Here is a 25852-nt window from a genome sequence, read left to right as displayed (position 1 = left end):
TCTCAGCATCGAGCCGCGGGCGCGTCCTCCCGACGGATGACACCCCCGGCGGGGTCGCGTGCTGCGGAGCCGCCGAGAGCGTTCCGCGGCACGGGTTGCCGTGCGACGGACGTCCCCGCCCGCCCGCCCCCTCGGCAGGAGGGGCGGGCGGACGGGGACGTCGGCGCGTCGGGGGCTACTCGGCCCGGCGACGGCCTCGGATCGGGCCGACCACGCGACGGCCGCGACGCGAGAGCGCCAGGCCGAGCGCGACCCCGAGCAGGGCCATGGCGGCGATGCCGAGCACCGACGCGCTGCCGGTGAAGGCCAGCTGCGTCGCCGACAGGATCATCGGGAACGACACCGTGACGACCGCCTGGACCGTCTCGCCGGCCGTGTCGGTCACGCGGTACTGCACCGACGCCTTGGAGTCGAAGCCCTTCGCGGGGGTGAAGACGACGGTTCCGTCGACGACCGTCCAGGTGCCCTGCTCGGGCACGGTCAGCGTGCTGACCCCGTCACCGGTGGCCGGGTCGACGATCACGACGGTGCCGCGGTCGAAGGTCGCACCCTCGGTGGGGGCGTCGTTCGCCGTGACGTCGACGGCGACCGGGTGGTCCGTCGTGCCGCGCTGCTCGTCGTCGACCGCGACGGCCGCGCCCAGAACCGTGATGGTCACCGTCGCCCGGGACGTCTGCCCCGAGGCGTCGGTCGCCGTGTAGTCGAACGAGTCTGCTCCCACGAAACCGGCGTCCGGCACGTACTCGTACGAGCCGTCGCGCGTCATCGTCACGGTGCCGTGGGAGGGCTTCGAGGCCAGGGCGACCCAGAGGGCCGACCCGTCGTCGTTGCCCAGCACGCCGCCGACCTTGCCCGAGACCAGGCGCTGACCGGCGATCGTCGTGCCCTCGTCGTCGACGGCCTTGACGCCCACGGTGATGCGGACCGTTGCGGTGGCGGTGCCGCCGTCACGGTCGGCGACCGCGTAGGTCACGGCGTCCGGGCCGGAGTAGCCGGTCGTCGGCGCGTAGACCAGGCGACCACCGGCGTCGATGGTGACCGTGCCGTGGGTGGCGGTGCCCGTCCCGGTGACGCGCAGTCCCGTACCCAGGTCGTTGCCCAGCACGCCCGGGGCGGCCACGGTCAGCGTCGTGTCGGCCGGTGTCGAGGCCCCGTCGTCGACCGCCGTCGGCAGCACCGTGATGGTGACCGTGCCCGTGCGGATCTGACCCTCGGCGTCGGTGGCCGTGTAGGTGAAGGCGTCGACACCCGAGAAGCCGGGCTTCGGCGCGTAGACGTACGAACCATCCTTCGCCAGGTCGACCGTGCCGTGGGCGGGGCGCCCGTCGATCGTCGCGGTCAGCGAACTGCCCGAGTCGTTCGCGAGCACGCCGTGCGTGGCGTCGACGGTCAGCGGCGTACCGGCGCGGGTGGCGCCGGCGTCGTCGACGGCGAGGGCGCCGACGACGATCGTGGCGACGGCCTTCGTGCCGCGGCCCGACGCGTCGGTCGCGGTGTACTCGACGTGGTCGGTGCCCGAGAAGCCCGCGTCCGGCGTGTAGGCGGCCGAACCGTCCCGCTGGGTGACGATCGTGCCGTGCGCCGGGGTGCCGACGCTCGTCACGGTCAGGCCGGTGCCGAGGTCGTTCACGAGCAGGCCGGGGGCCGGCACGGAGAGCGTGGTCGCCGCGGGCGTCGTGTAACGGTCGTCGATCGCGCGGGGCGTCACGGTGACGGTGACCGTCGCGGCGTCGGTTCCGCCGTCACGGTCGGTGACCGTGTAGACGACGATGTCGTCGCCCGAGAACCCGGGGGCCGGCGTGTAGTCGAACGTGCCGTCCGGCGCGACCGTCACGGTGCCGTGCGGCGCCGGAGTGACCGCGGTGACGGTCAGGCCGGTGCCGACGTCGTTGCCGAGCACGCCGGGGGTGGCGACCGTCACGTGACCGTCGGCCACGACGGTGGCGACGTCGTCGACGGCCTTCGGGGCGACCACGACGGTCACGGTGCCCGTGCCCTTCTGGCCGTTGCCGTCGGTGACCTCGTAGCCGAAGGTGTCCTTGCCCGAGGTGCCGGGCTCCGGGGTGTACGTGTACGAACCGTCGGGGCCCGTGGTCACGGTGCCGGCCTTCGGCTGGTCGGTGACCTTCGCCGTCAGGTCGGTGCCCTTGTCGTTCGAGAGCACGCCGTGCGCGGCGTCCACGACGAGGGGCTGGTCGGCCACGGTGCCACCGACGGGCGAGTCGTCGACCACGATCGGACCGACGTGGATCGTCACGGTCGCGACGTCCGCGGCGCCGGATGCGTCGGTGGCGCGGTAGGTCAGCAGATCGGTACCCGAGAATCCGTCGGCGGGCGTGTAGGTGAAGGTGCCGCCGGCCGCGATCGTGGCCGTGCCGTGGGTCGGGGCGTCGACGATCTCCGCGCGCAGGTCGGTGCCGAGATCGTTGCCGAGCACGCCGGGCTCCGCGACGGTGACCGCGGTGCCGGCCTTCGTCGACGTGACGTCGTCGACGGCGTCGGGCACGACGACGACGGTCACGATGCCCGTGCTCTTCTGCCCCTCGGCGTCGGTCGCCGTGTAGGTGAAGGTGTCGGTGCCCGAGAAGCCCGTCACGGGGATGTAGACGTACGAGCCGTCCTTCGCGACGGTCACGTCACCGTGGCGGGGGGCGCCGTCGAGGGCGCCGGAGAGGCCGGTGCCGCTGTCGTTCGACAGCAGGCCCTTCGCGGCGTCGACCGACAGCGGTCGGCCCGCGGTGGCGGTGCCCTGGTCGGCCGCGGCGAGGTCGCCGACGATCACCCAGGCGCGAGCCGTCGCGGTCTGACCCGAGGCGTCGGTCACCTGGTACTCGAACGAGTCGGTGCCCGAGGTGCCGGCGTCCGGCGTGTAGCTCCAGCTGCCGTCGGCGTCGACCGTCACGGTGCCGTGGGCGGGCGTGCCGTGGTCCGTCACGCGCAGCCCGGTGCCGAGGTCGTTGGCGAGCAGTCCGGCCGAGGCGGGCGTGGTCACCGTGGTGCCGTTCGGCGTGGTCGCCGCGTCGTCGACGGCCACCGGCGTCACGGTGATCGTCACCGTCGCGGTCGAGGTGCGACCCGCGGCGTCGGTGACCTGGTAGGTCACGGTGTCGGTGCCCGAGAAGCCGGGCGCCGGCGTGTAGTCGAACTCGCCGTTCGTGGCGACGGTCGCGGTGCCGTGCTGCGGCCCGGTCTCGACCGCGGCCGTCAGGCCGGTTCCGAGGTCGTTGCCCAGCACGCCGGGCCCGTCGAGGTGGGCGTTGCCGCCCGCCGTGACCTGAACCGCGTCGTCGACGGCCTCGGGGGCGACCGCCACGCTGGCCGTCGCGGTGCTCGTGACCCCGTTGCCGTCGGTCAGGGTGTACGTGAACGAGTCGGTCCCCGAGAAGCCCTTCTCCGGCGTGTAGACGAACGAGCCGTCCGGCGACACCACCACGGTGCCGTGCGAGGGGGCGGTGGCGACCGCGGCGGTCAGGGGGCCGGTGCCGCCGTCGTTCGCCAGCAGGCCACGACCGGCCGGGACGTCGAGGGGAGCACCCGCCACGGCGTCGACCGAGTCGTCGGAGGCGCGGGGGGCGACCGTCACGGTGACCGTGGCGGTGTCGGTGCCGCCTTGGCCGTCGGTGACGGTGTAGTCGAAGGCGTCGGTGCCCGAGAAGTCGTCCGCGGGCGTGTAGACGACGTCGCCGGAGGGCGTCACCGAGGCGGTGCCGTGCCCGGGCGTCGAGACCGCGGTCACCGTCGTGTCGAGGCCGTCGTCGTTGCTCGTCAGGTCGCTGCCGGCGATGGTCGTCGGGGTGCCCGAGGCGGCGGTCGCCGTGTCGTCGACGGCGGTGGGCAGCACGGTGACGGTCACCGTGCTCGTGGTGCTCGCGCCCTCGGAGTCCGTGGCCGTGTAGGTGAAGGTGTCGGTGCCCGAGAACCCGTCGGCCGGGACGTAGCGGTACGAGCCGTCACGACCGAGCACGAGGGAGCCGTGAGAGGGTCCGGTCGCCACGGCGGCGGTCAGACCGGTGCCCGAGTCGTTCGCCAGGACGCCCGAGGCCGCGTCGACCACGAGGGCCTGGCCGGCACGGGCGGTCGCGACGTCGTCGCTGCTCGCCGGGGTGACGGTGATCGTGACCGTCGAGGTCGACGTGCCACCGCCTCCGTCGGTCGTCGTGTACTGGAAGGTGTCGGTGCCCGAGAAGCCCGTCGCGGGCGTGTAGACGTACGAGCCGTCGGCCGCGACGGTGGCCTGCCCGTGCGCCGGCTGCGTGTTCGACGTCACGGTCAGGTCGGTGCCCGCGTCGTCGGCGAGGACGCCGGGCGCGCCGACCGTCAGGGTGGTGCCGGAGGCGGTGGTCCCGGTGTCGTCGGAGGCTGCGGCCGAGATCGCCGCCACGGTGTTCGCGAAGGTGCACACGACGTCGGTGCCGTCGGCGCTGGTCGCGGCCGGGAAGGTGAACTGCGCGGTGTTGCCCGAGCCCGACGCGACGGTCGCGTCGTCGGTGACGTTCGCGCAGCGGTACGTCGTCGAGTAGTCGGCGAGGCGCGTCGAGCTGTTGCCCGCCGTCTGCGAGACGGTGTACGTCCGGGCCGGGATCGCGAGCGCGGCGCCGGCCTTCTGGGCCTGGACTCCGTTCGCGGTGCCGGAGGTCGTCGCGGTGGACGGCGACGACAGGTTGCCGCCGTCGACCTTGAGGGCGAACTGGTCGCCGGACTTCCAGCGGCCCGTGACGTCCGCCTTGCCCGTCAGGGTGTTGGCGTAGTTGCAGCTCGCGAGGTCGGAGTACGAGGTGATGTTGCTGATGGCCGGGGTCGTCATGCGGCTGACCTCGGTACCCGAACTCGAGTCGAGCTTGATGATCTGCATGCCCGACGAGACGTACAGGTATCCGTCGGACGAGAAGGCGATGCCGGGGCTGTTGGTGCCCGTGGGCAGGTCGGTCAGCTTGGTGGCGGCGAGGGAGGTGGTGCCGGCCGTGGTCGGGATCGTCTCGTCGTTCAGTCTGTAGACCGCGTTGCTCGCCACGACGAAGAGCAGCCCCTGCGTGCTGAAGGCGAAGTCGCCGTTGCCGGCCTGCAGGCCGGGGATGCGGCCGACGACGCCGATCTTGTCCCCGGTCTTCGGGTCGTACGCCGAGATCGTCGACGGGTCGCCACCGGTCGCGTAGTAGTAGATCCCGGTCACCGGGTTCACGGCGCCCCGCAGGGTCGAGGCGGGTGCGCCCGACGGGTTCGCGTTGGCGACCGTCGTGACGGCCCCGGCCGCCGAGTCGTAGCGCGCGAGCGTGTTGCCGTTCGAGTTGTTGGCCGCGCCGTTGGTGAAGGCGTAGGCGTCGAGGCCGTTCCGCCCGACGCCGAGACCGTTGTTGGCCGGTGAGAACGGGTTCGCCGTCCCCGCGATCACGTCCGACACCGTGTTGGCCGCGACGTTGATGGCGACGAACTGGCCCTGACCGGCCGTCGCGTAGATCGTGTTCTGGTCGCACGAGAGCGCTGCGGCGGCCTGGGCCGGCGCCGGCGAGACGGCCTGGGTCACGGCGACGGCCGCCAGCAGGGAGGCGGTGGCGAAGGCCGCGAACGAGAGGGCGCGACGACGGGGGCGCACGGAGGCGCGGAGAAGCGACATGGGGGTGTCCTCGGGTGGGGGCGTCCGGCCGGGTCGGATCCGGTCGGACGTCGGTCCTGCTCGACACGCGGGGGTTCAGGCGCCCGCGTGTCGCCCCCACGGGTACGGGGGCTCCACGGAAGTGGATGCTTCGACAATAAAGCTTCTCGTTTGTCGAGTGGAGTCCCCAGAGCAGGGGTGATTTCGTCCGCCTTGTGGGGGACATCGGGGTACAGCGGGGCGGATGGCGGTGCCGAGGACGCGATCCGCGCCTCCTGCGTCCTACCGGCGGGGGCGACGCCCGCCGTGGCCCTGGCCCACGGTCGGGATCGACGTCGTGACGACCGCCACCGACGAGGTGATGACCGCGAGCGACGAGGTCGACAGGGTCGCCTGCGCGTGACCGGTCAGCGGGAATCCGCGTCGGCCCGCCACGATCACGACGAGGCTGATCGCGACGATGGCCGCGGCGGCGAACGGCACCGTGGCGAGGCCCGTCATCCCGTAGACCTGCCCGCCGATCGCGGCACCGGCGGCGATGCCGACGTTCGAGCCGGCGTTGATCAGCGCGCCCGCGATGTCGGGGCTGACCCCGCCGGTGCGGATCGCGGCCGCCATGAAGAGCGTCCCGGTCGTGCCGTTGGCGGCCATCCACAGCCCTGCGATGACGAACGTGCCGACGAGCGAACCGTGCACGAACGGCAGGGCGGCCAGGGCGCCGATCATCACCGCGACCGCGACGATCAGCGTCTGCCGGGGTGCCCGGTCGACGAACGCGCCGGCCGCGAGCAGGCCGACCACGCCCGTGCCGCCGAGCACGAGCAGGGCGCCGCCGACGAGGTCCTCGCCGAGGCCGGCCCCGGTCAGGTACGGGCCGATGAACGTGTAGACGACGTAGTGGCCGGCGAAGAGCATGAGGTCGGCCACGACCACGGCGAGCAGCCCCGAGCGTGCCCACGAGCGGACCGAGCCGACGTGCGGCGACGACTCGCCCTGGACGTGCGGCAGGAACAGCGCGGCCACGACGGCCAGCACCGCGGTGGCGACGGCGACCGCGCCCACGGCGGGACGCCAGCCGAGCTGGTCGCCGACCGTCGTCGCGAGCGGCACGCCGACGACGAAGCCCAGCGAGCTGCCCGAGTAGACGAAGGCGATGGCGCGGCCCGCCAGGCGCGGCGGCACGATGCGCGTCGCGTAGGCCGAGGCCACCGAGAAGAACAGGGCGTGCGCGATGCCACCGACCACGCGACCGGTCAGCAGCACGCCGAAGCTCGGGGCGAGCGCGACCATCAGGTTCGAGGCCGTGTAGCCGACGAGGGTCGTGACGAGCACGGCCTTGCGGGGGAAGCGTGCGGTGGCCCAGGTGAGGGGCAGGGCCAACGCGGCGACGGCCACGGCGTACACCGTGACGACGACGCCCATGCGCGCCTCGCTGACGCCGAGGTCGGCGCTCATGGTCGAGAGGAGGCCGACCGGGCTCAGTTCGGTGGTGATCGCGAAGAACGTCGCGAGGCCGAGCACGGCGATGCCGACGACGCCCGAGGGGGTCAGGCGGTGCGGCTGGGGCGTGGGGCGGGTGTCGCGCGGGTGCGTCGACGACGAGCGCGGGGGAGGTGCGGCGGCGGGCGTGCGCACGGCGGGCGTGCTCGAGGTCTGGGGCGGGCGCTGAAGGGTGTCGGTCACGGGAATGCCTCCGGGCCCGGGGCGCGTGCGCACGACGATCATCTCGTCGGGGGCATCGTGGACCTCGGCGGCCGACTCGTGGTCGACCCCGGTCTGCACGATGCAGCACACTCGTCGCGGGCCATGCTGCTGGCGGGTGGATTGGGGGGATTGCCACTCCACGACGAGGGCGCTCCTCCAGTGTGACATGCCACCCCCGGGGGCTCGCAAGGCCCCCGAACGAGAAACCGAACGACGTTCGCTCGCGGCGAGCGAACCGGGCGGCGATCCGGCGTCCGGCCGGATTCCCGGACCGCATCCCCCGGCCGGTCGGGGACGAGGAGGCGCGGTCGGCGTGCCCGAGGCCCGTCACCGCGCGTACCCTGGTCGCCATGAGCACCGACACCGCCCCCGACCGCATCCTGATGTTCGGCGCCGAGTGGTGCCGTGACTGCCGTCGCTCCAAGGCGCTGCTCGACCGCGAGGGCGTGGCCTACGACTACGTCGACCTCGAGGCCGTCGCCGACGGTGCCGACCGCGCCTACGCCGTCAGCGGTCGCACGCAGATCCCCGTCGTGGTCTTCCCCGACGGCAGCCACCTGGTCGAGCCGACCGACGCCGAGCTCGCCGCCAAGCTCTAGCCCGGCACCGCGGCACCGCGGCACCGCGGCACCGCGGCACCGCGGCACCGCGGCACCGCGGCACCGCGGCACCGCGGCACCTCGTCACCTCGCCACGCGCCGACCCTCCACCCCGCCACGAAGTAAACAACCCGCCACGCGAACGTGTGGCGGGTTGTTCACTTCGTGACGGGATGCCCGGCGACGCGCTCGTACGTCGTGAGCGCGTTGTACGACTTCGCCGGCCCGCGCACCGTCCACCGCTCCTCGAACGACGTCGGTGAGAGCACCCGGGTCTCGACGAGGTAGGCGTCCGGTGCGCACGGGTGGTGCGCCTCCCAGGCGCCCGACCGCAGGTCGAGGTCGACGAAGTGGCGGCCGTCGGCGAAGCGCACGTCGAGCGATCCATCACCCCGGGCCGCGTAGCCGAGTCGTCGGGTGGCGGGCGTCCGCCGGTCGGCCACGACCAGCACGCCGGCCTCGTCGTACGTCGCCACGAGGTCGGAGCCCGCCCGCGCCTCCTCGATCGTGGCCGTCCCGTCGAACCGGGCGTGCTCGCCGGTGCGGTGGTCGTCGATCTCGCGCGTGACGGACCACCGGCCGAGCAGCAGCGCCAGCGTCTCAGCCGGCATGCCGGTCGAGGAACTCGTAGACCTCGGTGTCCTCGACGCCGGGGAAGGTGCCGGACGGCAACGGTGCCAGCACGTGCGCGTGCAGGCGGGCGCTGGGCCAGGCCGCGTCGCGCCACCTCGTCGTGAGCCCTGCCGGGGGACGACGGCAGCACGACTCGTCCGGGCAGGTCGAGGTCTCGCGACGCTCGGTCTCGCGTCCGCGGAACCACTTCGCGTCGGCGAACGGCACGCCCACCGTGATCGAGAACTCGTCGTGCTCGGACGTGCCGGTCTGCGACGCCGACCAGAAGGTGCCGGCCGGGGTGTCGTCGTACTGGTAGTGCTCGGTCGTGCGGTTCGTCCGGGCGAAGGCCGTGCGGGCGGCCCAGTGCCGGCAGACCAGCTGGCCCTCGACGGCTCCGGTGACGTCGGTCGGCAGGGGCAGCCCGTCGTTCTCGGCCGCCTTGGCGATCGCTCCGTCGCCCGTCACCCGCAGGAAGTGCATGCGGATGCCGAGGTGCGACGTCAGCAGGTTGCTCATGCGCATCGCCGCCGCCTCGTGGGTGACGCCGAAGCCGTCGCGGAAGTCCTCGACCGAGAGGTCGCGCTGTGCCTTGGCCTTCTGCAGTGACTCGACCGCTGCCCTGAGCGGCATGAGGCAGGCCGACGAGAAGTAGTTGATCTCGAGCCGCTGCTTGAGGAACTCGGCGTAGGTCGAGGGTCGTTCGTGGCCGAGCAGACGGTGCGCCATCGCCTGCAGGGCCAGCGCCCGCAGGCCGTGACCGCCCGGGATCGAGGCGGGTGGCAGATAGATGCGCCCGTTGGCCAGGTCGATCACCGAGCGGGCCGAGTGCGGCAGGTCCGAGACGTGCATGATCTCGAGCCCGAGGCTCCGGGCCATGCGACTCACGCTGCTGTGCGACAGGGCGCCCGAGGTATGGCCCACGGTGCCGAGCAGGTCGGCCGCCGCCTCCTCGACGTAGGGCAGGTGGGAGTCGCGCCCGCGCATCCAGAGCCGCAGCTCGGTGTTCGCCCGCCGCGCCTCCTCGGGGGTGGCGCTGGCCTCGCTGTGCCGACGGGCGAGCTCGCGGTGCAGCCCGAGGATCGTCTGCAGCACCGGCGTGCTCATGCCCTTGTTCGCCTTCACGTCGGGCAGGCCGAGAGAGCGGTACAGCGACCCGCGCTGCGCCTGCGTCAGCTCGATCTCGAGGGCCGCCCGCTCGCTCGGCGGCTCGGCGGCCAGCAGTGTCGCGAGGGGCACGTCGAGGGCCGCCGCCAGGGACCGGACCAGTCCGACCTTGGGCTCGCGACGGCCCGTCTCGATCAGTGAGAGCTGACTGGCACTGACCTCGACCCGTGCCGCGAGCTGGTCGAGGGTCAGGGCACGGGCCGTGCGGGCGTGCCGCACCGCCTGGCCGAGCAGCAGGGGGTCGGCGTCGACCACGGGGCACCCCTCTCGGGAGGTCGTGTTTGACGAGAGCGAAAGAACACCCGATCTTTACGCATCGGCCATCTGCAGATCAAGGGTGTGGGCGCTCATCGTGGAGAAACACCCCTTTCGACGACGAGAGAAGAGATCATGGCATCGGCCCCCACCGCCGCGACGGAACCGCTCGACGACACCACCGCCCGGTACGACGACCGCCAGGACGAGTGGGCCGGGCGCGTGGCGCTCGCCGAGGCGATGATCCCGGTGATCGGTCGGCTGTGGCGTCGAGACGGCGTGGTCGTGTCGATCCACGGACGCAGCCTCCTCGACCGGTCGCCGGTCGGCGTGCTCAAGCTGCACCGTTTCGCCCGCCAGCTCGACGACCACGTTCTCGATCCCGTCGAGACCCTGAAGGTGCTGCAGCTGCTCGACGGCCTCGAGCTCGGCCCGGCGTCGATCGACCTCGCCCGGCTGAGCGCCCGGCACCGGGCCGCCCTCGTCGAGCAGCCCGAGAGGTCGCTCGTCGACGTCGTGAACGTCGAACTCGCCGAGGTGGTCGGACGCCGCGGCGACGGTGGGCCCCCGCCCCGCGACGTCGTGCTCTACGGCTTCGGCCGCATCGGTCGGCTCGTCGCACGGCTGCTGATCGAGCACGCCGGCGAGCGCGGCGGTGCGCGGCTCCGGGCGGTCGTCGTGCGTCGGGGGTCGGCCGACGACCTCGTCAAGCGGGCTAGCTTGCTGCGGCGCGACTCGATCCACGGCCCGTTCGCGGGCACGATCGTCGTCGACGAGGTGGCCGACACGATCGTGGCGAACGGCACGACGATCCAGGTGATCTACTCGGACGACCCCGCGACGGTCGACTACGAGCGGTACGGCATCCGAGACGCGATCGTCGTCGACAACACGGGCCGGTGGCGCGACGAGCCGTCGCTGCGACGACACCTGGAGGCGCGGGGCACGTCTCGCGTGCTGCTCACGGCCCCCGGGAAGGGCGCGATCCCGAACGTCGTGTTCGGCGTGAACCACGAGACGGCGGGCGACGACGTCGTGGTCGCCGCGGCGTCCTGCACGACGAACGCGATCACGCCGGTGCTGACCGTGCTCGACGACCGCTGGGGCGTCGAGTCGGGACACGTCGAGACCGTGCACGCGGTGACGAACGACCAGAACCTGACGGACAACTTCCACCCCGGCGACCGGCGGGGTCGGTCGGCGTCGCTCAACATGGTGCTGACCGAGACGGGTGCGGCGAAGGCCGTCGCCAAGGCGTTGCCGCAGCTCGCCGGGCGCCTGACCGGAAGCGCGATCCGCGTGCCCACGGCGGACGTCTCGGTCGCGGTGCTCAACCTGCGGCTGAGGACGCCCGTCGACCGTGACGAGCTCAACGCGCACCTGCGTCGGGCCTCGCTCGACTCGCCCCTGCGCCGCCAGATCGACTACGTCGAGTCGCCCGAGGTCGCGTCGACGGACTTCGTCGGCTCGCGCCACGCGGGCGTCGTGGACGGGCTCGCGACGGTGGTGTCCGGGGACGGCGACGGTGACGGCGACGGGGCGGGCGACCACGGCTCGGGCCGCCGGGTCGTGCTCTACGTCTGGTACGACAACGAGTTCGGCTACAGCTGCCAGGTCGTCCGCCTGCTCGAGCACCTCGCCGGAGGAACGCCCCCGTCCCTGCCTCGTCCGACCCGCGCCACCTCAGCACCGACCGACGACCTGCTCGACCTGACCCTGGAGGCCACGCGATGATCACCACCCGACCCCTCGACCCCGGCGTCCTCGGCGACGCGACCCGCGCCTCCTCGGTTCCGCCTCCGGCACCCATGACCGACTGGGCGGGGGCTGCGCGGCGCCGCCACGTGCCCGCCCCGTCGTGGGCTCCCCGCACCCTGGTCGCGTGGGTCGCCGAGCAGGTCGACCTGCTCGAGCCCGACGGTGTGCAGTGGATCGACGGCTCGGACGCCGAGGCCGAGCGGCTGACGGCCGACCTCGTCGCGACCGGGGCGCTGATCCCGCTGAACCCCGACCTGCGTCCCGGCAGCCACCTCGCCCGGACCGACCCCGGCGACGTCGCCCGCGTCGAGGACCGCACCTTCATCTGCACCACCGATCCCGCGGGCGCCGGCCCCACCAACAACTGGCGCGAGGCCGGGGCCATGAGGCGCGAGCTCCGGCCGTTCTTCGCCGGCTCGATGCGCGGACGCACGATGTTCGTCGTGCCGTTCAGCATGGGCCCGGTCGGCGGCCCGTTGTCGCAGCTCGGCGTGCAGCTGACCGACTCGGCCTACGCCGTGCTCAACCTGCGCATCATGGCGCGCGTCGGTTCCGAGCCGCTGGCCGCGTTCGGCGGTGCCGACGGAGACGTGCCGTTCGTGCGCGGCGTGCACAGCGTCGGCTACCCCCTGCGCGACGCCGACGGCACCGCGCGGGACGACGTGGCGTGGCCGTGCAACGAGACGAAGTACATCACCCAGTTCCCCGAGACGCGAGAGATCTGGTCGTTCGGCTCGGGCTACGGCGGCAACGCGCTGCTGGCCAAGAAGTGCTTCGCGCTGCGCATCGCGTCGACCATGGGGCGCGACGAGGGCTGGCTCGCCGAGCACATGCTGCTGATCAAGGTCACCAGCCCCGAGGGGCGGGCCGTCCACGTCGCCGCGGCGTTCCCCTCGGCCTGCGGCAAGACCAACCTCGCGATGATGCAGCCCACCCTGCCCGGCTGGCGGGTCGAGACCCTCGGCGACGACATCACCTGGATGAAGCCCGGCGCCGACGGCCGCCTGTGGGCGATGAACCCCGAGACCGGCTTCTTCGGGGTCGCCCCCGGCACGGGTGAGGTGTCGAACCCCATCGCCGTCCGCACCCTGCACGCGAACACGATCTTCACCAACGTGGCGCTGACCGACGACGGCGACGTCTGGTGGGAGGGGCTGACCGACGAGGCGCCCGCGCACCTGACCGACTGGCAGGGGAACGACTGGACCCGCGCCTCCTCGTCCCCGGCCGCCCACCCGAACTCGCGCTTCACCGCGCCGGCCGAACAGTGCCCGTCGCTCAGTCCCGACTGGGACGCGTTCGAGGGCGTGCCGCTCGACGCGATCGTCTTCGGCGGGCGACGGGCGACGAACGTGCCGCTGGTGACCGAGGCGCGGTCGTGGCGGCACGGCGTGTTCGTGGGCGCGACGGTGGCGTCCGAGCAGACCGCGGCGGCCGAGGGCGTCGTCGGCGAGCTGCGGCGCGACCCGTTCGCCATGCTGCCGTTCTGCGGCTACGACATGGGCGACTACTTCGCGCACTGGCTGCGGCTCGGGGCGGAGCTCGGCGATCGGGCGCCGCAGGTGTTCCAGGTCAACTGGTTCCGCAAGGGTGCCGACGGCTCGTTCCTCTGGCCTGGCTTCGGCGAGAACTCGCGGGTGATCGCCTGGATCGCCGGTCGCCTGGAGGGCACCGCCGACGCCGTCGAGACGCCGCTCGGCCTCGCCCCCGCACCGGGAGCCCTCGACCTGACCGGTCTCGACCTCACCGAGGAGGCGCTGGCCGAGTCGTTCGCGGTGCCCACGGACGCGTGGCTCGCCGAGTGCGACCTCACCGACGAGTTCTTCGACCGCTTCGGCTCGACCCTGCCGGACGCGCTGCGCCACGAGCTGGCCGCCCTGCGCGCCCGGCTCGAGGCCGCGTAGCCGCCCGCACGCCTGCCGAGGAGTCACGACAGGCCGCTCACGTCCACACCTGAGCGGCACGTCGTGACGTCTCGCCGGGCCCGACGACTCCCGTCGCCCGTGATCAGGGGGTGACGGGGCCGGGGCTCCGCGTCGTGGGGACGCGGGGCCCCTTCACGCCACACCGCGTCTCGTGCACCGCACCCCGACCATTCGCGGTGCGGTGCACGAGACGCGGTGCCGTGCATGACGAGGGTCTCGAGGGCGTCCGCCGCAGTCGTGCTCAGCCGTGGTGGGAGCTCTCGCGGGGTATAAGTCGGGGCGGCAGGATGCGTGACACGTGCTGGTGGGTCTGCGGGTTCTCGAGCTCGTCGCGAAGCAGGCGCATCGCCTGGACGCCCATCTCGACCCCTGGCTGTCCGACGGTCGTCAAGGGCATCGCCGTGCTCTGCGCGAAGTGGTTGTCATCGTAGCCCGTGATCGAGACGTCGGCGGGTACTCGCACGCCACCGAGCAGAAGTGACTGCACGATCCCGGACGCCAGGGCGTCGGACGCGGCGACGATGCCGTCAGGCCTGGGTGGGGCACCCTGCGCGAGCAGGTCGTCACCGACGGCGAGGCCTGCGCGGACGGTGAGCGCCGTCGTCGGCAGGAGTCGAAGGGGGACCCGGGCCTCACGGGCGGCCGCGGAGGCGCCCTCGAACCGGTGTCTGACTGCCGTCAAGTCGAGCGGCCCCCCGACGAAGACGAGGTCTCGACGTCCTTGCTCAATGAGGTGTCGAGCCGCGAGTCGACCGCCGAGCACTTCGTCCACGACCACGCCACAACTCTCGTCGGCCTCGCCGGGCCAGTTGACGTAGACGACGCGCAGGCCCCGGCGACGCAGCCTGCGGGCCTCGTCCAACGGGCCGTCGAAGGGCGCGAGCACGATGCCTGCCGCCTGGGCGCGTTCGAAGAGGTGGAGGTAGCCCGTCTGTTTGTCGATGTCGACATCGGAGTTGCCCAGCAGGACGGCCTGGCCGCTGAGATCCGCCTCGCGTTCGACACCGCGGGCGATGTCGAGGAAGTACGAGTTGCCCAGGTCGACGGCGACGAAGCCGACCAGGGTGCCCCGTCCGGCCGCGAGGGTGCGAGCCGAGCTGTTCGGGACGAACCCGAGCGAATCGATGGCGTCCTCGACGCGCCGCCGGGTGATCGGCTTGACCCTCGACGGAGAGTTGATCACGTTCGACACGGTGCCGAGAGACACACCCGCCAGCCGCGCGACGTCCGCCATGACCGGGGGGCGTCGCGACGACGGAGGGGACGAGGTGCTCATGGTGTCGTCGAGCTTAGCTCTCGTCTCGACGGAACTCGCGGTTGACAAGCGCGAACCTCTCGGTTGATTATGAAGCGCTTCAACTATTTGAAGCGCTCACCATTCAAGGAGGAATGATGTCCCGCACCTCACGCCGTGCTGCCGCCTTCGCCGTCGCCAGCCTCACCATCGCTGGTCTCACCGCATGTTCCGGTGGAGGATCGGGTCAGGCCGCCACCGAGTTCACCGTCCTCGGCAATGTCGAGAACGAGGTCGTCCCTGCAACGCTTCAGACTCTCGCCGACGGCGCCTGCGCGGCGGAGAACGAGGCCATGCCACTCAAGGTCGAGACCGTTCCGCAGACCAACCTGAACCAGCAGGTCCAGCTCCTCGCCGGACAGGGCGGACTGCCCGTCATGTACGCCGTCGACACGAACGAGCTCGTCCAGCAGCTCGACGACGCCGGCTTCGTCGCCCACTTCGACGAGCTCTTCGACGAGCTGGGCGTGGCCGACTCGATCGAGCCCGCCGCGCGGTCGACCGTCGAGTCGCTCTACGACGGTGAGTTCCTGGTACTGCCGACCGAGTACAACATCGAGGGCATCTGGTACAACAAGGACCTGTTCACAAAGAACGGTGTGGGCGTCCCCGAGAGCTGGGACGACGTCGTCGCCGCGGCCGGCACCTTCCAGGACGCCGGTCTGACCCCCTTCGCCGCGAGTGGCGAGCAGGGCTGGCCGCTGACCCGCCTGGTCGGCAACCTCATCGAGCGCGAGCTCGGACCCGACGCCCTGCAGGCCGTCGCCGACGGCGACGCCGAGCTCACCGACCCCGAATACGTCGCCGCTGCCCAACAGGTCGCCGACCTCGGTGCGTCCGGTTACTTCGGCGAGGGCGTCGGCTCGATCGACTACGACACGTCGATCAACCAGTTCCTCAACGGCAGCTCGCCCATGCTCTACATGGGTAGCTGGGTCCTGAGCAACTTCGCCGACGACACGGCGAACCAGATCGGCGAGGACTCCATCGGCTACCTCCCGTTCCCCGACGTCGACGGCGGCGACGGGGACAGCAGCCAGCTCGTGGCCAACGTCGGTCTGCCGTTCACCGTCAACCCGAGCGTGCTGAACGACGACAGCAAGGCGTGGATCGCCTGCATCGCCGAGAACTACGGTCAGGTGGCACTCGAGGACAGCAGCCGGATCTCGGGTTTCACCGTCTCGGGCGACGCTGCGAGCAACGCGCTGACGACCGAGGTCCGTGACCGGATCGCGGCGACCGACACCACCATCCCGTGGTTCGAGGCGTACTTCAGCACGCAGGCGACGACCACCTCCCAGCAGAACGCGGCGCAGCTCGTCACCGGCGCCATCACGGCCGAGGAGTTCATGACGCTCGTCCAGGGCGACCTGGGCTGACGTCCCGACGGAACGGGGGCGCGTCGGCCGCGTCCCCGTCCCGTCGCGCCCGACCCGATCCGCCCCTCGTCCCGAAGGCCACTCATGAATCCCCTGCTCGGCGACCGGCGCGCGACCCTGATCCTCATCGGTCCCGCCCTGCTCATCTATTCCGTCGTCATGCTCGTCCCGATCGTCGCCTCGTTCGGTTACACCTTCACCACCGGCAACGCCATCACGGGGTTCACGTTCTCCGGGTTCGACAACTACGTCCGGCTCGTCTCCGACGCGCGCGTCCGAGACGCCCTGCTCGTGACGATCCGGTACGCCGTGCTGATGACCGTGTTGCAGGTCGGCTTCGGCTACCTGCTGTCGCTGCTCTACGTCTTCGTGCTGCGGAGATGGTCGAGCGCCGTCCGCACGCTGGTCTTTTTCCCCGTCGTCCTGCCAACCGTCGCCGTCGCGCTGCTCTTCCAGCAGATGTTCGCGATCGCCCCTCAGAACGGTCTCGTCAACACCGCCCTCGAAGCGGTCGGGCTGTCATCGGTCGATTGGTTCGGGGACGGAGGGACGGCCTTCCTCGTCATCATCGTCATGGACGTCTGGCGGTCGATGGGGTTCTACGGCGTCCTCCTCTACGCCGGTCTGCTCGACATCCCGGAAGAGGTCTTCGAGTCGGCCCGCATCGACGGCGCGTCCGGCTTCGGCCTGGTCCGTCGGATCGTCCTGCCCCTCTCGCTGCCCGTGCTCGTCTCGTCGTTGATCTTCTCCGCCAACGGCACCTTGAAGGTCTTCGACAGCATCCTCGCCCTCACCAACGGCGGCCCGGGCACGTCGACCAGCCCCCTGACGATCTACATGTTCGACACGTCGTTCCGTTTCGGCCAGTACGGCTACGGCAGCACCGTCGCGTTCCTGCTCACGATCGTGTCGCTGCTGGTGACCGTCTTCATCTTCCGCGCCAATCGACGCGACCTCACGAAGGACTGACCGATGACCTCAGTCGACACCTCCCTCCCTCCCGCGGCCACGCCCCTCCGTCGTCCCGCACCGCGTCGGCGTCGGGCCCCGCGACGACGCCTCGGGCAGGTCGTCAGCGGCGTGCTCGTGGCGTTCCTCCTCGTCATCGTCCTGGGGCCGCTCGTCTGGATGCTGCTCGGCTCGTTCAAGACGCAGACCGAGTTCCTCGAACAGCCCGTCTGGGCCCTGCCCCGGCAATGGAATCTCGACAACTACGTTTTCGCCTGGACTCAGGGCAACTTCGCGCAGTACGCGCTCAACTCCGTCCTGACGGTCTTCCCGTCGTTGCTGCTCGTGCTGCTCTTCGGCTCGATGGCCGGCTTCGCCCTCGAGGTCCTCGTGTGGAAGGGACGCGGGGCGATCCTCATCACGTTCCTCGCCGGCATCATGGTGCCGACCCAGATGATCCTGTTGCCGCTGTTCGCGGCGTACTTCCGTCTCGGCCTCACCGGCACACTGTGGCCGCTGCTCATCACGTACACCGCGACGAGCCTGCCTCTGGCGGTCTTCCTCATGGCGACGTTCTTCCGCGCCGTCCCCCGCGAGATCTTCGAGGCAGCGACCCTCGACGGCGCCGGACTCATCCGGTCGTTCTTCCTCGTCGGGCTGCCCATGGTGCGGAATGCGCTCTTCACCGTCGGGCTGGTGCAGTTCTTCATGCTCTGGAACGACCTTCTGATCGCGCTGACCTTCACCAATTCGGGTTCGCTCCGCACGCTGCAGGTCGGCCTGCTGAACTTCACGGGCCAGTTCGGATCGGTGCAGTACGGACCGCTCTTCGCAGCCATCTGCCTCAACGTCGGGGCGATCCTCGTGATCTACCTCTTCCTCAACAAGCAAGTGCAGAAGGGTCTGACCGCAGGGGCGGTCAAGGGATGACGATGAGCACGACGGTCATCGACCTCAGCGTCGAGCACACTCGTGAGGCCCTGGGTCTCGGCACTCCGCGTCCCCGTCTGAGCTGGCAGCTCGACGGGCCGACCGGCTGGCGACAGGAGTCCGTCGAGATCGCCCTCGAGTCCGGTGCGCGACGAGTGGCAACGGCCGTCATCTCGACGCGCGATCAGGTGCTCGTGCCCTGGCCCTTCGCCGACCTCGCATCGAGGCAGCGTGTCCAGGTGCGCGTCCGGGTCTCGGGCGCCGATGGCTCGGTGTCGCCGTGGAGCGCCTCGACGGCCCTCGAGGCCGGCCTCCTGGCACCGTCCGACTGGCAGGCCCGGCCGGTGGGCGGCTCGTGGGACGAGGAGGCGGGTACCGACCGGCGGCCCGCCCGGGTCCGGCGCTCGTTCGAGCTCGACGGCGATGTCGTCTCGGCCCGGCTCTACGCCACGGCCCACGGTGTGTTCGAGGCCGAACTGAACGGCACACGGGTCGGCTCGGACGAACTCTCGCCGGGATGGACCTCCTACGGCAGCCGCCTGCGGTACCGCACCCACGACGTCACCGACCTCCTGGTCGCCGGCGAGAACGTCCTCGGGGCGTGGCTCGGCGACGGCTGGTACCGGGGACGACTCGGCTTCAACGGCGGGTACCACGACCTCTACGGGACCGATCTCGCGTTCCTGGCCCAGCTCGAGGTCGAACTCGCCGACGGAAGGCGCGTGGTCGTCGCGACGGACGACCGGTGGGAGGCGCAAGCGAGTCCGATCTCGTTCAGTGGGCTCTACGACGGTGAGCGCCACGACCTCCGCCTCGACGATGACGCCTGGTCCTCCGTCGGGGGCGACGGCCGGGGATGGACCCCTGTGACCGTGGGGGAGCGCGACCCCCGGACTCTCGTCGCGCCCGAGCAGCCCCCGGTGCGCTGCACCGACGAGCTGACCCCCGTGGCGCACCGGATCACCCCCCGGGGCACCGTCGTGCTCGACTTCGGGCAGAACCTCGTCGGTCGACTCTGCATCACGGTCGACGGCGAGGCGGGTCGGGTCGTGACCCTGCGTCACGCCGAGGTGCTGCAGGACGGGGAGCTCTACCGACGCACCCTGCGGCTGGCCGCCGCCGAGGACGTCGTCACGCTGCGCGGTGACGGGCCGGTCACCTGGGAGCCCCGCTTCACCGTCCACGGCTTCCGATACGCCGAGATCGAGGGCTGGCCGGGTGAGTTCGATCCGACCGCGGTGGTCGCCCGCGTGCTGCACACCGACATGGAGCGGACGGGCTGGTTCTCGTGTTCCGACCCCGGTCTCGAACGCCTCCACGAGAACGTGCTCTGGAGCACCCGGGGCAACTTCGTCGACATCCCGACGGACTGTCCCCAGCGGGACGAACGACTCGGCTGGACCGGTGACATCCAGGTCTTCGCGCCCACCGCCTCCTTCCTGTACGACTGCTCGGGCATGCTCGGCTCCTGGCTGCAGGACCTCGCCGTCGACCAGCTTCCCGACGGCACGGTGCCCTGGTTCGTGCCGCGCATCCCCGGCGGCCCCTCGTGGGAGCCGATCGAGCCGGGGGCCGTCTGGGGTGACGCCGCGGTGCTGACGCCCTGGACCCTCTACGAGCGCTTCGGCGACGCGGGGGTACTGGCTCGCCAGTGGGACTCCGCCAAGGCCTGGGTCGACCTGATCGTCTCGAGGGCCGGTGAGGACCGGATCTGGGACGAGGGCTTCCAACTCGGCGACTGGCTCGACCCCGCTGCGCCTCCGGACGACCCGGCCGACGCGCTGACCGACCGCCACCTGGTCGCGACGGCATATCTCTACTGGTCGACCCGGCACCTCGCGATGACCGCACGGGTCCTCGGGAGGACCGCCGACGCGACCCACTACGACACCGTCGCCGACGAGGTGCGGGTCGCGTTCGTCGGTCGCTACACCGACGGCCGGGGTCGCACGACGAGCGATGCGCAGACCGCCCTCGGCCTCGCCCTCGAGTTCGGGCTCGTCCGAGGAGACGATGCCCGGACGGCCGGCGACCGTCTCGCCGAACTCGTCACCGCCGCCGGCAACCGCATCGCCACGGGTTTCGCGGGGACACCCGTCGTGGCTCCGGCCTTGACCGGGGCGGGGCACGTGGACCGGGCCTACGACCTGGTGCTCGAGCGCTCGTGCCCCTCGTGGCTGTACACGGTGGACATGGGTGGCACGACGATCTGGGAGCGCTGGGACAGCATGCTGCCCGACGGAACGGTCAATACCGGAGAGATGACGAGCTTCAACCATTACGCGCTCGGTGCCGTGGCCGACTGGATGCACGCGACCGTCGCAGGCCTCGCGCCCGCGGCGCCCGGGTGGCGACGCGTGAGGTTCGCTCCACGCCCGGGCGGGGGGCTCACGCACGCGTCCGGCCGACACCTCTCGCCGTACGGCGAGGTCTCGGCGGCCTGGCGACTGGCGGGCGAGGCGTTCCACCTGACGGTGACGCTGCCCGTGGGGACCACCGGGGAGGTCTCGTTGCCGGACGGGACCGTTCTCGAGGTCGGGCACGGGCGCCACGAGCTGACCTGCCCGGTCGCCGAGGAGGTCGGCACGGCCTGACCCGTCGAGGTCGAGGTCGGGCCCCGCCGTCAGGACGTCGGCGGGGACCCGGGCACGGTGCTCGCCCGGACCACCAGCTCGGGCGCGAAGACGACGCGGCGTGGTTCGCGGGTCGGGTCGTCGATCTCGTCCTGGAGGATGTCCATGGCGGTCCGACCGATGAGGGTGCTGGGTTGGCGGATGGAGCTCAGGGGCACGACGGCGGCCCGGGCGAAGTCGATGTCGTCGTAACCGATCAGTGCCACGTCGCCGGGCACCCGGAGGTCGCCGAGCATCACGAGTGACTGCAGGACGCCCATCGCCACGAGGTCGTTCGCGGCGAAGATGCCGTCCGGGCGTTCCGTCCTGGGCCTCGCCATCAGCTCGGCGGCTGCGGCCCGCCCGTGTTCGACGGTGAGGCCGGGCACCTCGACGACCTCGAGGGTGACCTCGGCATCCGCCGACCGCGCGGCCGCCCGGGCGCCGTCGAGGCGGTCTGCGACCTGTTGCAGGCCGAGGGGCCCACCCACGAACGCGAGACGCCGTCTTCCGATCTCGACGAGGTGCTCGACGGCGAGGTGTCCCCCTCGCACGTCGTCCACCGAGACGGAGGAGAACGGGGTCAGCCCTGCCTGCCGGTCGACGAGGACGGCGGGCGTGCCGCGCCGACGCAACCTCGCGAGGCGTTCGGTCACGTCGCCCACGGGTGAGATGAGGATGCCGAGCACGCGGTTCTGCTCGAACAGGTCGAGGTAATGCGCCTCGCGCTGTCCTTGCTGGTCGCTGTTGCCGAGCAGTACGACCCGGCCGGCCTCTTCGGCAGCGGTCTCGGCGCCCCGTGCCAGGTCGCTGAAGAAGGGGTTGCTGCCGTCGAGGATGATCAGCCCGACGGCGCGGCTGGCGCCGGCTCTCAGCTGGCGGGCGGCGTCGTTGCGGACGAAACCGAGCTGGTCGATGGCCGCGTGCACCCGGTCGACGGTGGCCGGGCTCACCTTGGCCGGGTGGTTCAGCACGTTCGACACGGTCCCGACCGAGACCCCCGCCGTCGTCGCGACGTCGCGGATGCTGACCGACTCCACCCGCGCCTCCTGATCGTGGCCGTTCGCGCCGGCCGACGGCCGGGGGGTCGACACCGGGCCGACCGGGCCGAGTCTAGGCGGCGGCGCCGTCGGGGCGGGCGGTGCCGCCGGGTCGGGGCAGCGCCGTCGGGGTGCGACGCGCCCGTGACGGAACTGGTGCTTGACGCCGTCCGGCCCCGCCCCTAGTGTCGTCCCCGACCCACTTTGAAACGATTCATTTCTCGATGAGGAGAACGATCGATGACGATCGACCCGACGCCCCCCGGCTTCTCGCCGACGGCTCCCGTCCTCGAACTGCGCGGGGCACGGAAGACCTTCGGTGCCGTGGTCGCCCTGGCCAGCGGCAGCGTGCAGCTCCGGGCCGGCGAGATCAACGCGCTGGTCGGCGAGAACGGCGCGGGCAAGTCGACGATGGTCAAGATCCTCGCCGGCGTGCACCAGCCCGACAGTGGTGACTTCCTCTTCGACGGGCACCCGATCGTGTTCCGCAGCCCGGCCGAGAGCAAGGCCGCGGGCGTCAGCGTCATCTACCAGGAGCCCACGCTCTTCCCCGACCTGACCGTGGCGGAGAACATCTTCGTCGGGCGCCAGCCCACCTCGCGCTTCGGGTTCATCGACCGGGCCGCCATGCGTGCCGACGCCCGCGCCCTGTTCGAGCGTCTCGGCGTGCCGATCGACCCCGACCGCGTCGCCGAGGGCCTCTCGATCGCCGACCAGCAGATCATCGAGATCGCCAAGGCCATCTCGCTCGACGCCAAGGTGCTGATCATGGACGAGCCGACGGCCGCTCTGAGCGGGGTCGAGGTCGAGCGGTTGTTCGGCGTCGCCCGGGCACTGCGCGACCGCGGCAGCGCGATCCTGTTCATCTCGCACCGCTTCGACGAGGTCTTCGGCCTGAGCGACCGCATCACGGTCATGCGCGACGGCGCCTTCATCTCGGAGCACGCCACCGGCGATGTCACGACCGCCGAGATCGTCCGCGCGATGGTCGGGCGCGACGTCGACCAGCTCTTCCCCAAGCAGGATGCGCGGGTCGGCGACACCGTCGTCAGCGTCGACGGTCTGACGCGGCAGGGCGTCTTCCACGACGTCTCGTTCGAGGTGCGGGCAGGCGAGATCGTCGGCCTGGCCGGGCTCGTCGGCGCGGGCCGGACCGAGGTCGCCCGGGCCGTGTTCGGCATCGACCGCTACGACGCGGGCAGCGTGACGATCGCAGGGCGTCCGCTGCCGAAGCGCGACCCGATGGCGTCGATCACGGCCGGGATCGGTTTCGTGCCCGAGGACCGCCGCAAGCAGGGGCTCGTGATGGACATGTCGGTCAGCCGCAACACGACCCTCACCCTGCGCAAGACCCTCAGCCGGTTCGGCCTCGTCAGTGCCCGCCGCGAGCGCGAGGCGGCGGCCGACTGGTCGTCACGCCTCCAGGTGAAGACCGGCAGCCAAGAGTTGCCCGTGTCGACCCTGTCGGGCGGCAACCAGCAGAAGGTCGTGCTGGCCAAATGGCTGGCGACCGATCCAACCTTCCTGATCGTCGACGAGCCGACCCGCGGCATCGACGTCGGCACGAAGAGCGAGGTGCACCGGCTCATCAGCGACCTCGCCGGGCGTGGCATCGCCGTGTTGATGATCTCGTCCGAGCTGCCCGAGGTGCTCGGCATGGCCGATCGCGTGCTCGTCATGCACGAGGGCCGCCTCACCGCGACGCTCGACCGGGCGGAGGCCACCGCCGAGCGCGTGATGCACGCGGCCACCGGTTCGGGTGCGACCGACCTGACCGAGCACGCCCCGACCGGCACCGCCGACCCGACCGGCACCGCCATCCCGACCCCGACCACGGAGGCTGCCCGATGACCACGTCCCACGCCCTCGCCCCCACGACGGGCCGCAGCCCGTTCGCGTCGTTGGTCAAGCAGCGCGAGGTGCCCGTCGCCTCGGCCCTGATCGTGCTGGTGATCGTCACGACGATCGCCAACCCGCTGTTCGTGTCGCCGCAGGGCGTGAAAGACCTCATGCTCAACGCGACGATCACGGTGATCATGGCCGTCGGTCTCGGCACCGTCATCATCACGAACAACATCGACCTCTCGGTCGGCTCGATCCTCGGTCTCGTGGCCTTCGCCACGGGCACGGTGTTCAACGCCGCGCCGGGCATCCCCCTCGTGTTCGTGTTCCTCATCGGGCTCGCGATAGGTGCCCTGCTCGGGGCCGTCAACGGGTTCCTGGTGACGGTGGCGCGGGTGCCCTCGCTGGTAATCACCCTCGGCATGCTCTACATCTACCGCGGCCTCAACAACGCCTGGGCCGGCGGGCAGCAGTACTTCGCCGGCGACCGCCCCGCGGCCTTCGGTCGTCTGTCGGTCGACACGGTGCTGGGCATCCCGATCATCACGATCATCGCCGTGGTCGTCGTCGTGCTCGTCGCGATCTTCCTGGCTCGCACCCGCCCCGGCCGCGACCTCTACGCGATCGGCTCCGACGACCAGGCTGCCCGCCTGTTCGGCATCAAGGTGAGCAAGCGCGTGCTGACGGCCTTCGTGCTGAACGGCACGCTGACCGGACTGGCGGGCGTGCTCTACGCCTCGCGCTTCAACTCGGTGGGGGCGACGACCGGTACGGGCCTCGAACTCGACATCGTCGCGGCGGCCGTCGTCGGCGGCATCGCGATCTTCGGCGGCTCGGGCAGCGTCGTCGGTGCGGCGATCGGCGCCGTGCTGCTGACGACCATCACGAGCAGCCTCACCGCCCTGGGCGTCGACAAGTTCTGGCAGCAGGCCATCGTCGGCATCCTCATCCTGACCGCCATCCTCGTCGAACGGATCGCCTCGATCCGCACCGCCCGACGACTGCGCACGAGCGAGGCCACCAATGCCTGACCGGACCACCACCACGACCGCCTCGGTGACGGGGGCTCCCGCCGTCGACGCCACCCGCGCCTCCTCGTCGCGTCCGCCCTCGGGTGCGCGAGACACCGAGTCGGCGGCCGAGAAGGTGCTGCGCCGGCGTCGGCTGCTGACCGGTCGCGGCGCGATCATGGTCTACGCGCTGCTCGCGACGCTGCTGGTCTGCGCCCTGACGGTGCCGCGGTTCGCCAGCGTGCAGACCACGGGGTTCCTGCTGCTCGACGCGATCCCGATCCTGATGATCGCGATGCCGATGGCCCTCGTGATCATCACCGGCGAGATCGACCTCTCGGTGGCCAGCACGGCGGGCCTGACCAGTGCCGTGATGGGCGTGCTCTGGGCCGCGGGCTGGGGCATCCCCGAGATCTTCGTCGTCTGCGTGCTGATCGGCGTGGTGTGCGGTGCCGTCAACGGTGCCCTCGTCACCACGGTGGGGCTGCCGAGCCTGGCGGTGACGATCGGCACCCTGGCGCTCTACCGCGGTCTCGCCCTCGTGGTGATCGGCGACAACGCGGTCGCGAACTTCCCGCCCGCCCTCACGTCGTTCTTCACGTCGAAGCTCGGCGGCACGGGCATCCCCACGGTCATGGTCGGCGTGCTCGCGATCATCGTGTTCTTCGGGGTGCTGCTGCACAAGAGCTCGTTCGGCCGGGCCCTGCCCGCGATCGGTTTCAGCACCGAGGCCGCGAGCTTCGTCGGAGTCCACGTCGGTCGGGCCAAGTTCTGGATGTTCGTCGCCACCGGCGTCGTCTCGGCCCTGGTCGGCATCTACTGGACGCTGCGCTACTCGAGCGCCCGCAGCGACAACGCCACCGGCATCGAGCTGGCCGTCATCGCCGCGGTGCTGCTCGGCGGCGTCTCGATCTTCGGCGGGCGCGGGTCGATCCCGGGCGTCGTCGCCGGCGTGCTGATCATCTCGAGCATCAGCTACGCGCTGCGGCTCGGCGGCATCAGCGACGTCGTCCTCAACGTGGTGACCGGTCTGCTGCTCGTCGGCAGCGTCGTCACCCCGAGCCTGATCGCCGTCGCCCGGGAGAGATCCCGGGCGCGACGAGCAGCCAGGGACGTGCTGGCGGCCTCGGCCGCGCACTCCTGACCGTTCCCTCCCGCCCACCGCCACCCGATTCCCACCCACAGCA

The 25852-nt window shown here is 71.5% G+C and carries 16 protein-coding genes; 10 read left to right on the top strand and 6 right to left on the bottom strand.

The window, feature by feature from the left end; translation table 11 throughout:
- Positions 1–175: 175 nt before the first annotated feature.
- Together EDF21_RS13270 and EDF21_RS13265 are read right to left on the bottom strand one after the other, a co-directional pair.
- Complete coding sequence (locus EDF21_RS13270) at positions 176–5611, bottom strand: Ig-like domain-containing protein (RefSeq protein ID WP_123571657.1); 5436 nt, start codon at positions 5609–5611, stop codon at positions 176–178.
- Positions 5612–5872: 261 nt separating this feature from the next.
- Positions 5873–7372, bottom strand: coding sequence for an MFS transporter (locus tag EDF21_RS13265; protein ID WP_158612923.1), 1500 nt, complete (start codon positions 7370–7372; stop codon positions 5873–5875).
- A gap of 272 nt (positions 7373–7644) precedes the next feature.
- On the opposite strand from EDF21_RS13265, the gene EDF21_RS13260 reads away from it, so the two are divergent.
- Positions 7645–7893, top strand: coding sequence for a glutaredoxin domain-containing protein (locus EDF21_RS13260; RefSeq protein ID WP_043594734.1), 249 nt, complete (start codon positions 7645–7647; stop codon positions 7891–7893).
- Between the two features lie 158 nt (positions 7894–8051).
- Here the strand turns inward: EDF21_RS13260 and EDF21_RS13255 are convergent, their stop codons facing one another.
- Both EDF21_RS13255 and EDF21_RS13250 read right to left on the bottom strand, forming a co-directional pair.
- The gene (locus tag EDF21_RS13255) at positions 8052–8504 is read right to left on the bottom strand and encodes a DUF6314 family protein (RefSeq protein WP_123571655.1); all 453 of its coding nucleotides are present in this window, start codon (positions 8502–8504) and stop codon (positions 8052–8054) included.
- Positions 8494–9927 carry a helix-turn-helix transcriptional regulator gene (locus EDF21_RS13250; RefSeq protein WP_123571654.1) on the bottom strand — a complete coding sequence of 478 codons (1434 nt, stop codon included), beginning with the start codon at positions 9925–9927 and terminating at the stop codon, positions 8494–8496. The genes EDF21_RS13255 and EDF21_RS13250 overlap by 11 nt, the downstream gene beginning before the upstream one ends.
- A gap of 135 nt (positions 9928–10062) precedes the next feature.
- Between EDF21_RS13250 and EDF21_RS13245 the strand changes: the two genes are divergently transcribed.
- Together EDF21_RS13245 and EDF21_RS13240 are read left to right on the top strand one after the other, a co-directional pair.
- Positions 10063–11661, top strand: coding sequence for a glyceraldehyde-3-phosphate dehydrogenase (locus EDF21_RS13245; protein WP_123571653.1), 1599 nt, complete (start codon positions 10063–10065; stop codon positions 11659–11661).
- Positions 11662–11735: 74 nt separating this feature from the next.
- The gene (locus EDF21_RS13240) at positions 11736–13589 is read left to right on the top strand and encodes a phosphoenolpyruvate carboxykinase (GTP) (protein ID WP_123571754.1); all 1854 of its coding nucleotides are present in this window, start codon (positions 11736–11738) and stop codon (positions 13587–13589) included.
- A gap of 262 nt (positions 13590–13851) precedes the next feature.
- On the opposite strand, the gene EDF21_RS13235 is transcribed toward EDF21_RS13240, so the two are convergent.
- Positions 13852–14886, bottom strand: a complete 1035-nt coding sequence (locus EDF21_RS13235; RefSeq protein ID WP_052505216.1) for a LacI family DNA-binding transcriptional regulator — start codon at positions 14884–14886, stop codon at positions 13852–13854.
- Positions 14887–15002: 116 nt separating this feature from the next.
- On the opposite strand from EDF21_RS13235, the gene EDF21_RS13230 reads away from it, so the two are divergent.
- From EDF21_RS13230 to EDF21_RS13215, 4 genes are all read left to right on the top strand, one after another.
- Positions 15003–16283 carry an ABC transporter substrate-binding protein gene (locus EDF21_RS13230; RefSeq protein ID WP_233568499.1) on the top strand — a complete coding sequence of 427 codons (1281 nt, stop codon included), beginning with the start codon at positions 15003–15005 and terminating at the stop codon, positions 16281–16283.
- Between the two features lie 84 nt (positions 16284–16367).
- Positions 16368–17252, top strand: a complete 885-nt coding sequence (locus EDF21_RS13225; protein ID WP_043594739.1) for a carbohydrate ABC transporter permease — start codon at positions 16368–16370, stop codon at positions 17250–17252.
- Between the two features lie 3 nt (positions 17253–17255).
- Complete coding sequence (locus EDF21_RS13220) at positions 17256–18161, top strand: carbohydrate ABC transporter permease (RefSeq protein ID WP_055974396.1); 906 nt, start codon at positions 17256–17258, stop codon at positions 18159–18161.
- 2 nt (positions 18162–18163) lie between these two features.
- The gene (locus EDF21_RS13215; protein ID WP_123571651.1) at positions 18164–20755 is read left to right on the top strand and encodes a glycoside hydrolase family 78 protein; all 2592 of its coding nucleotides are present in this window, start codon (positions 18164–18166) and stop codon (positions 20753–20755) included.
- 29 nt (positions 20756–20784) lie between these two features.
- Here EDF21_RS13215 and EDF21_RS13210 read toward each other — a convergent pair whose 3' ends face one another.
- On the bottom strand, positions 20785–21813 hold the full coding sequence (locus EDF21_RS13210; protein ID WP_123571753.1) for a LacI family DNA-binding transcriptional regulator: 1029 nt from the start codon (positions 21811–21813) through the stop codon (positions 20785–20787).
- Positions 21814–22053: 240 nt separating this feature from the next.
- Here EDF21_RS13210 and EDF21_RS13205 point away from each other — a divergent pair, with 240 nt between their 5' ends.
- From EDF21_RS13205 to EDF21_RS13195, 3 genes are read left to right on the top strand one after another with little or no spacing between them, the layout of a single operon-like run.
- Positions 22054–23664 (top strand): sugar ABC transporter ATP-binding protein, encoded by a 1611-nt coding sequence (locus EDF21_RS13205; protein WP_123571650.1) that lies wholly within the window; start codon positions 22054–22056, stop codon positions 23662–23664.
- On the top strand, positions 23661–24686 hold the full coding sequence (locus EDF21_RS13200; RefSeq protein ID WP_043594742.1) for an ABC transporter permease: 1026 nt from the start codon (positions 23661–23663) through the stop codon (positions 24684–24686). The genes EDF21_RS13205 and EDF21_RS13200 overlap by 4 nt, the downstream gene beginning before the upstream one ends.
- The gene (locus EDF21_RS13195) at positions 24679–25809 is read left to right on the top strand and encodes an ABC transporter permease (RefSeq protein WP_082059927.1); all 1131 of its coding nucleotides are present in this window, start codon (positions 24679–24681) and stop codon (positions 25807–25809) included. The genes EDF21_RS13200 and EDF21_RS13195 overlap by 8 nt, the downstream gene beginning before the upstream one ends.
- Positions 25810–25852: the final 43 nt, after the last annotated feature.

Source organism: Frigoribacterium sp. PhB118, from assembly GCF_003751725.1.
Lineage (GTDB): Bacteria > Actinomycetota > Actinomycetes > Actinomycetales > Microbacteriaceae > Frigoribacterium.
The sequence above is the reverse complement of the archived record's forward strand: the minus strand, read 5'-3'. Positions and strand labels throughout refer to the sequence as shown.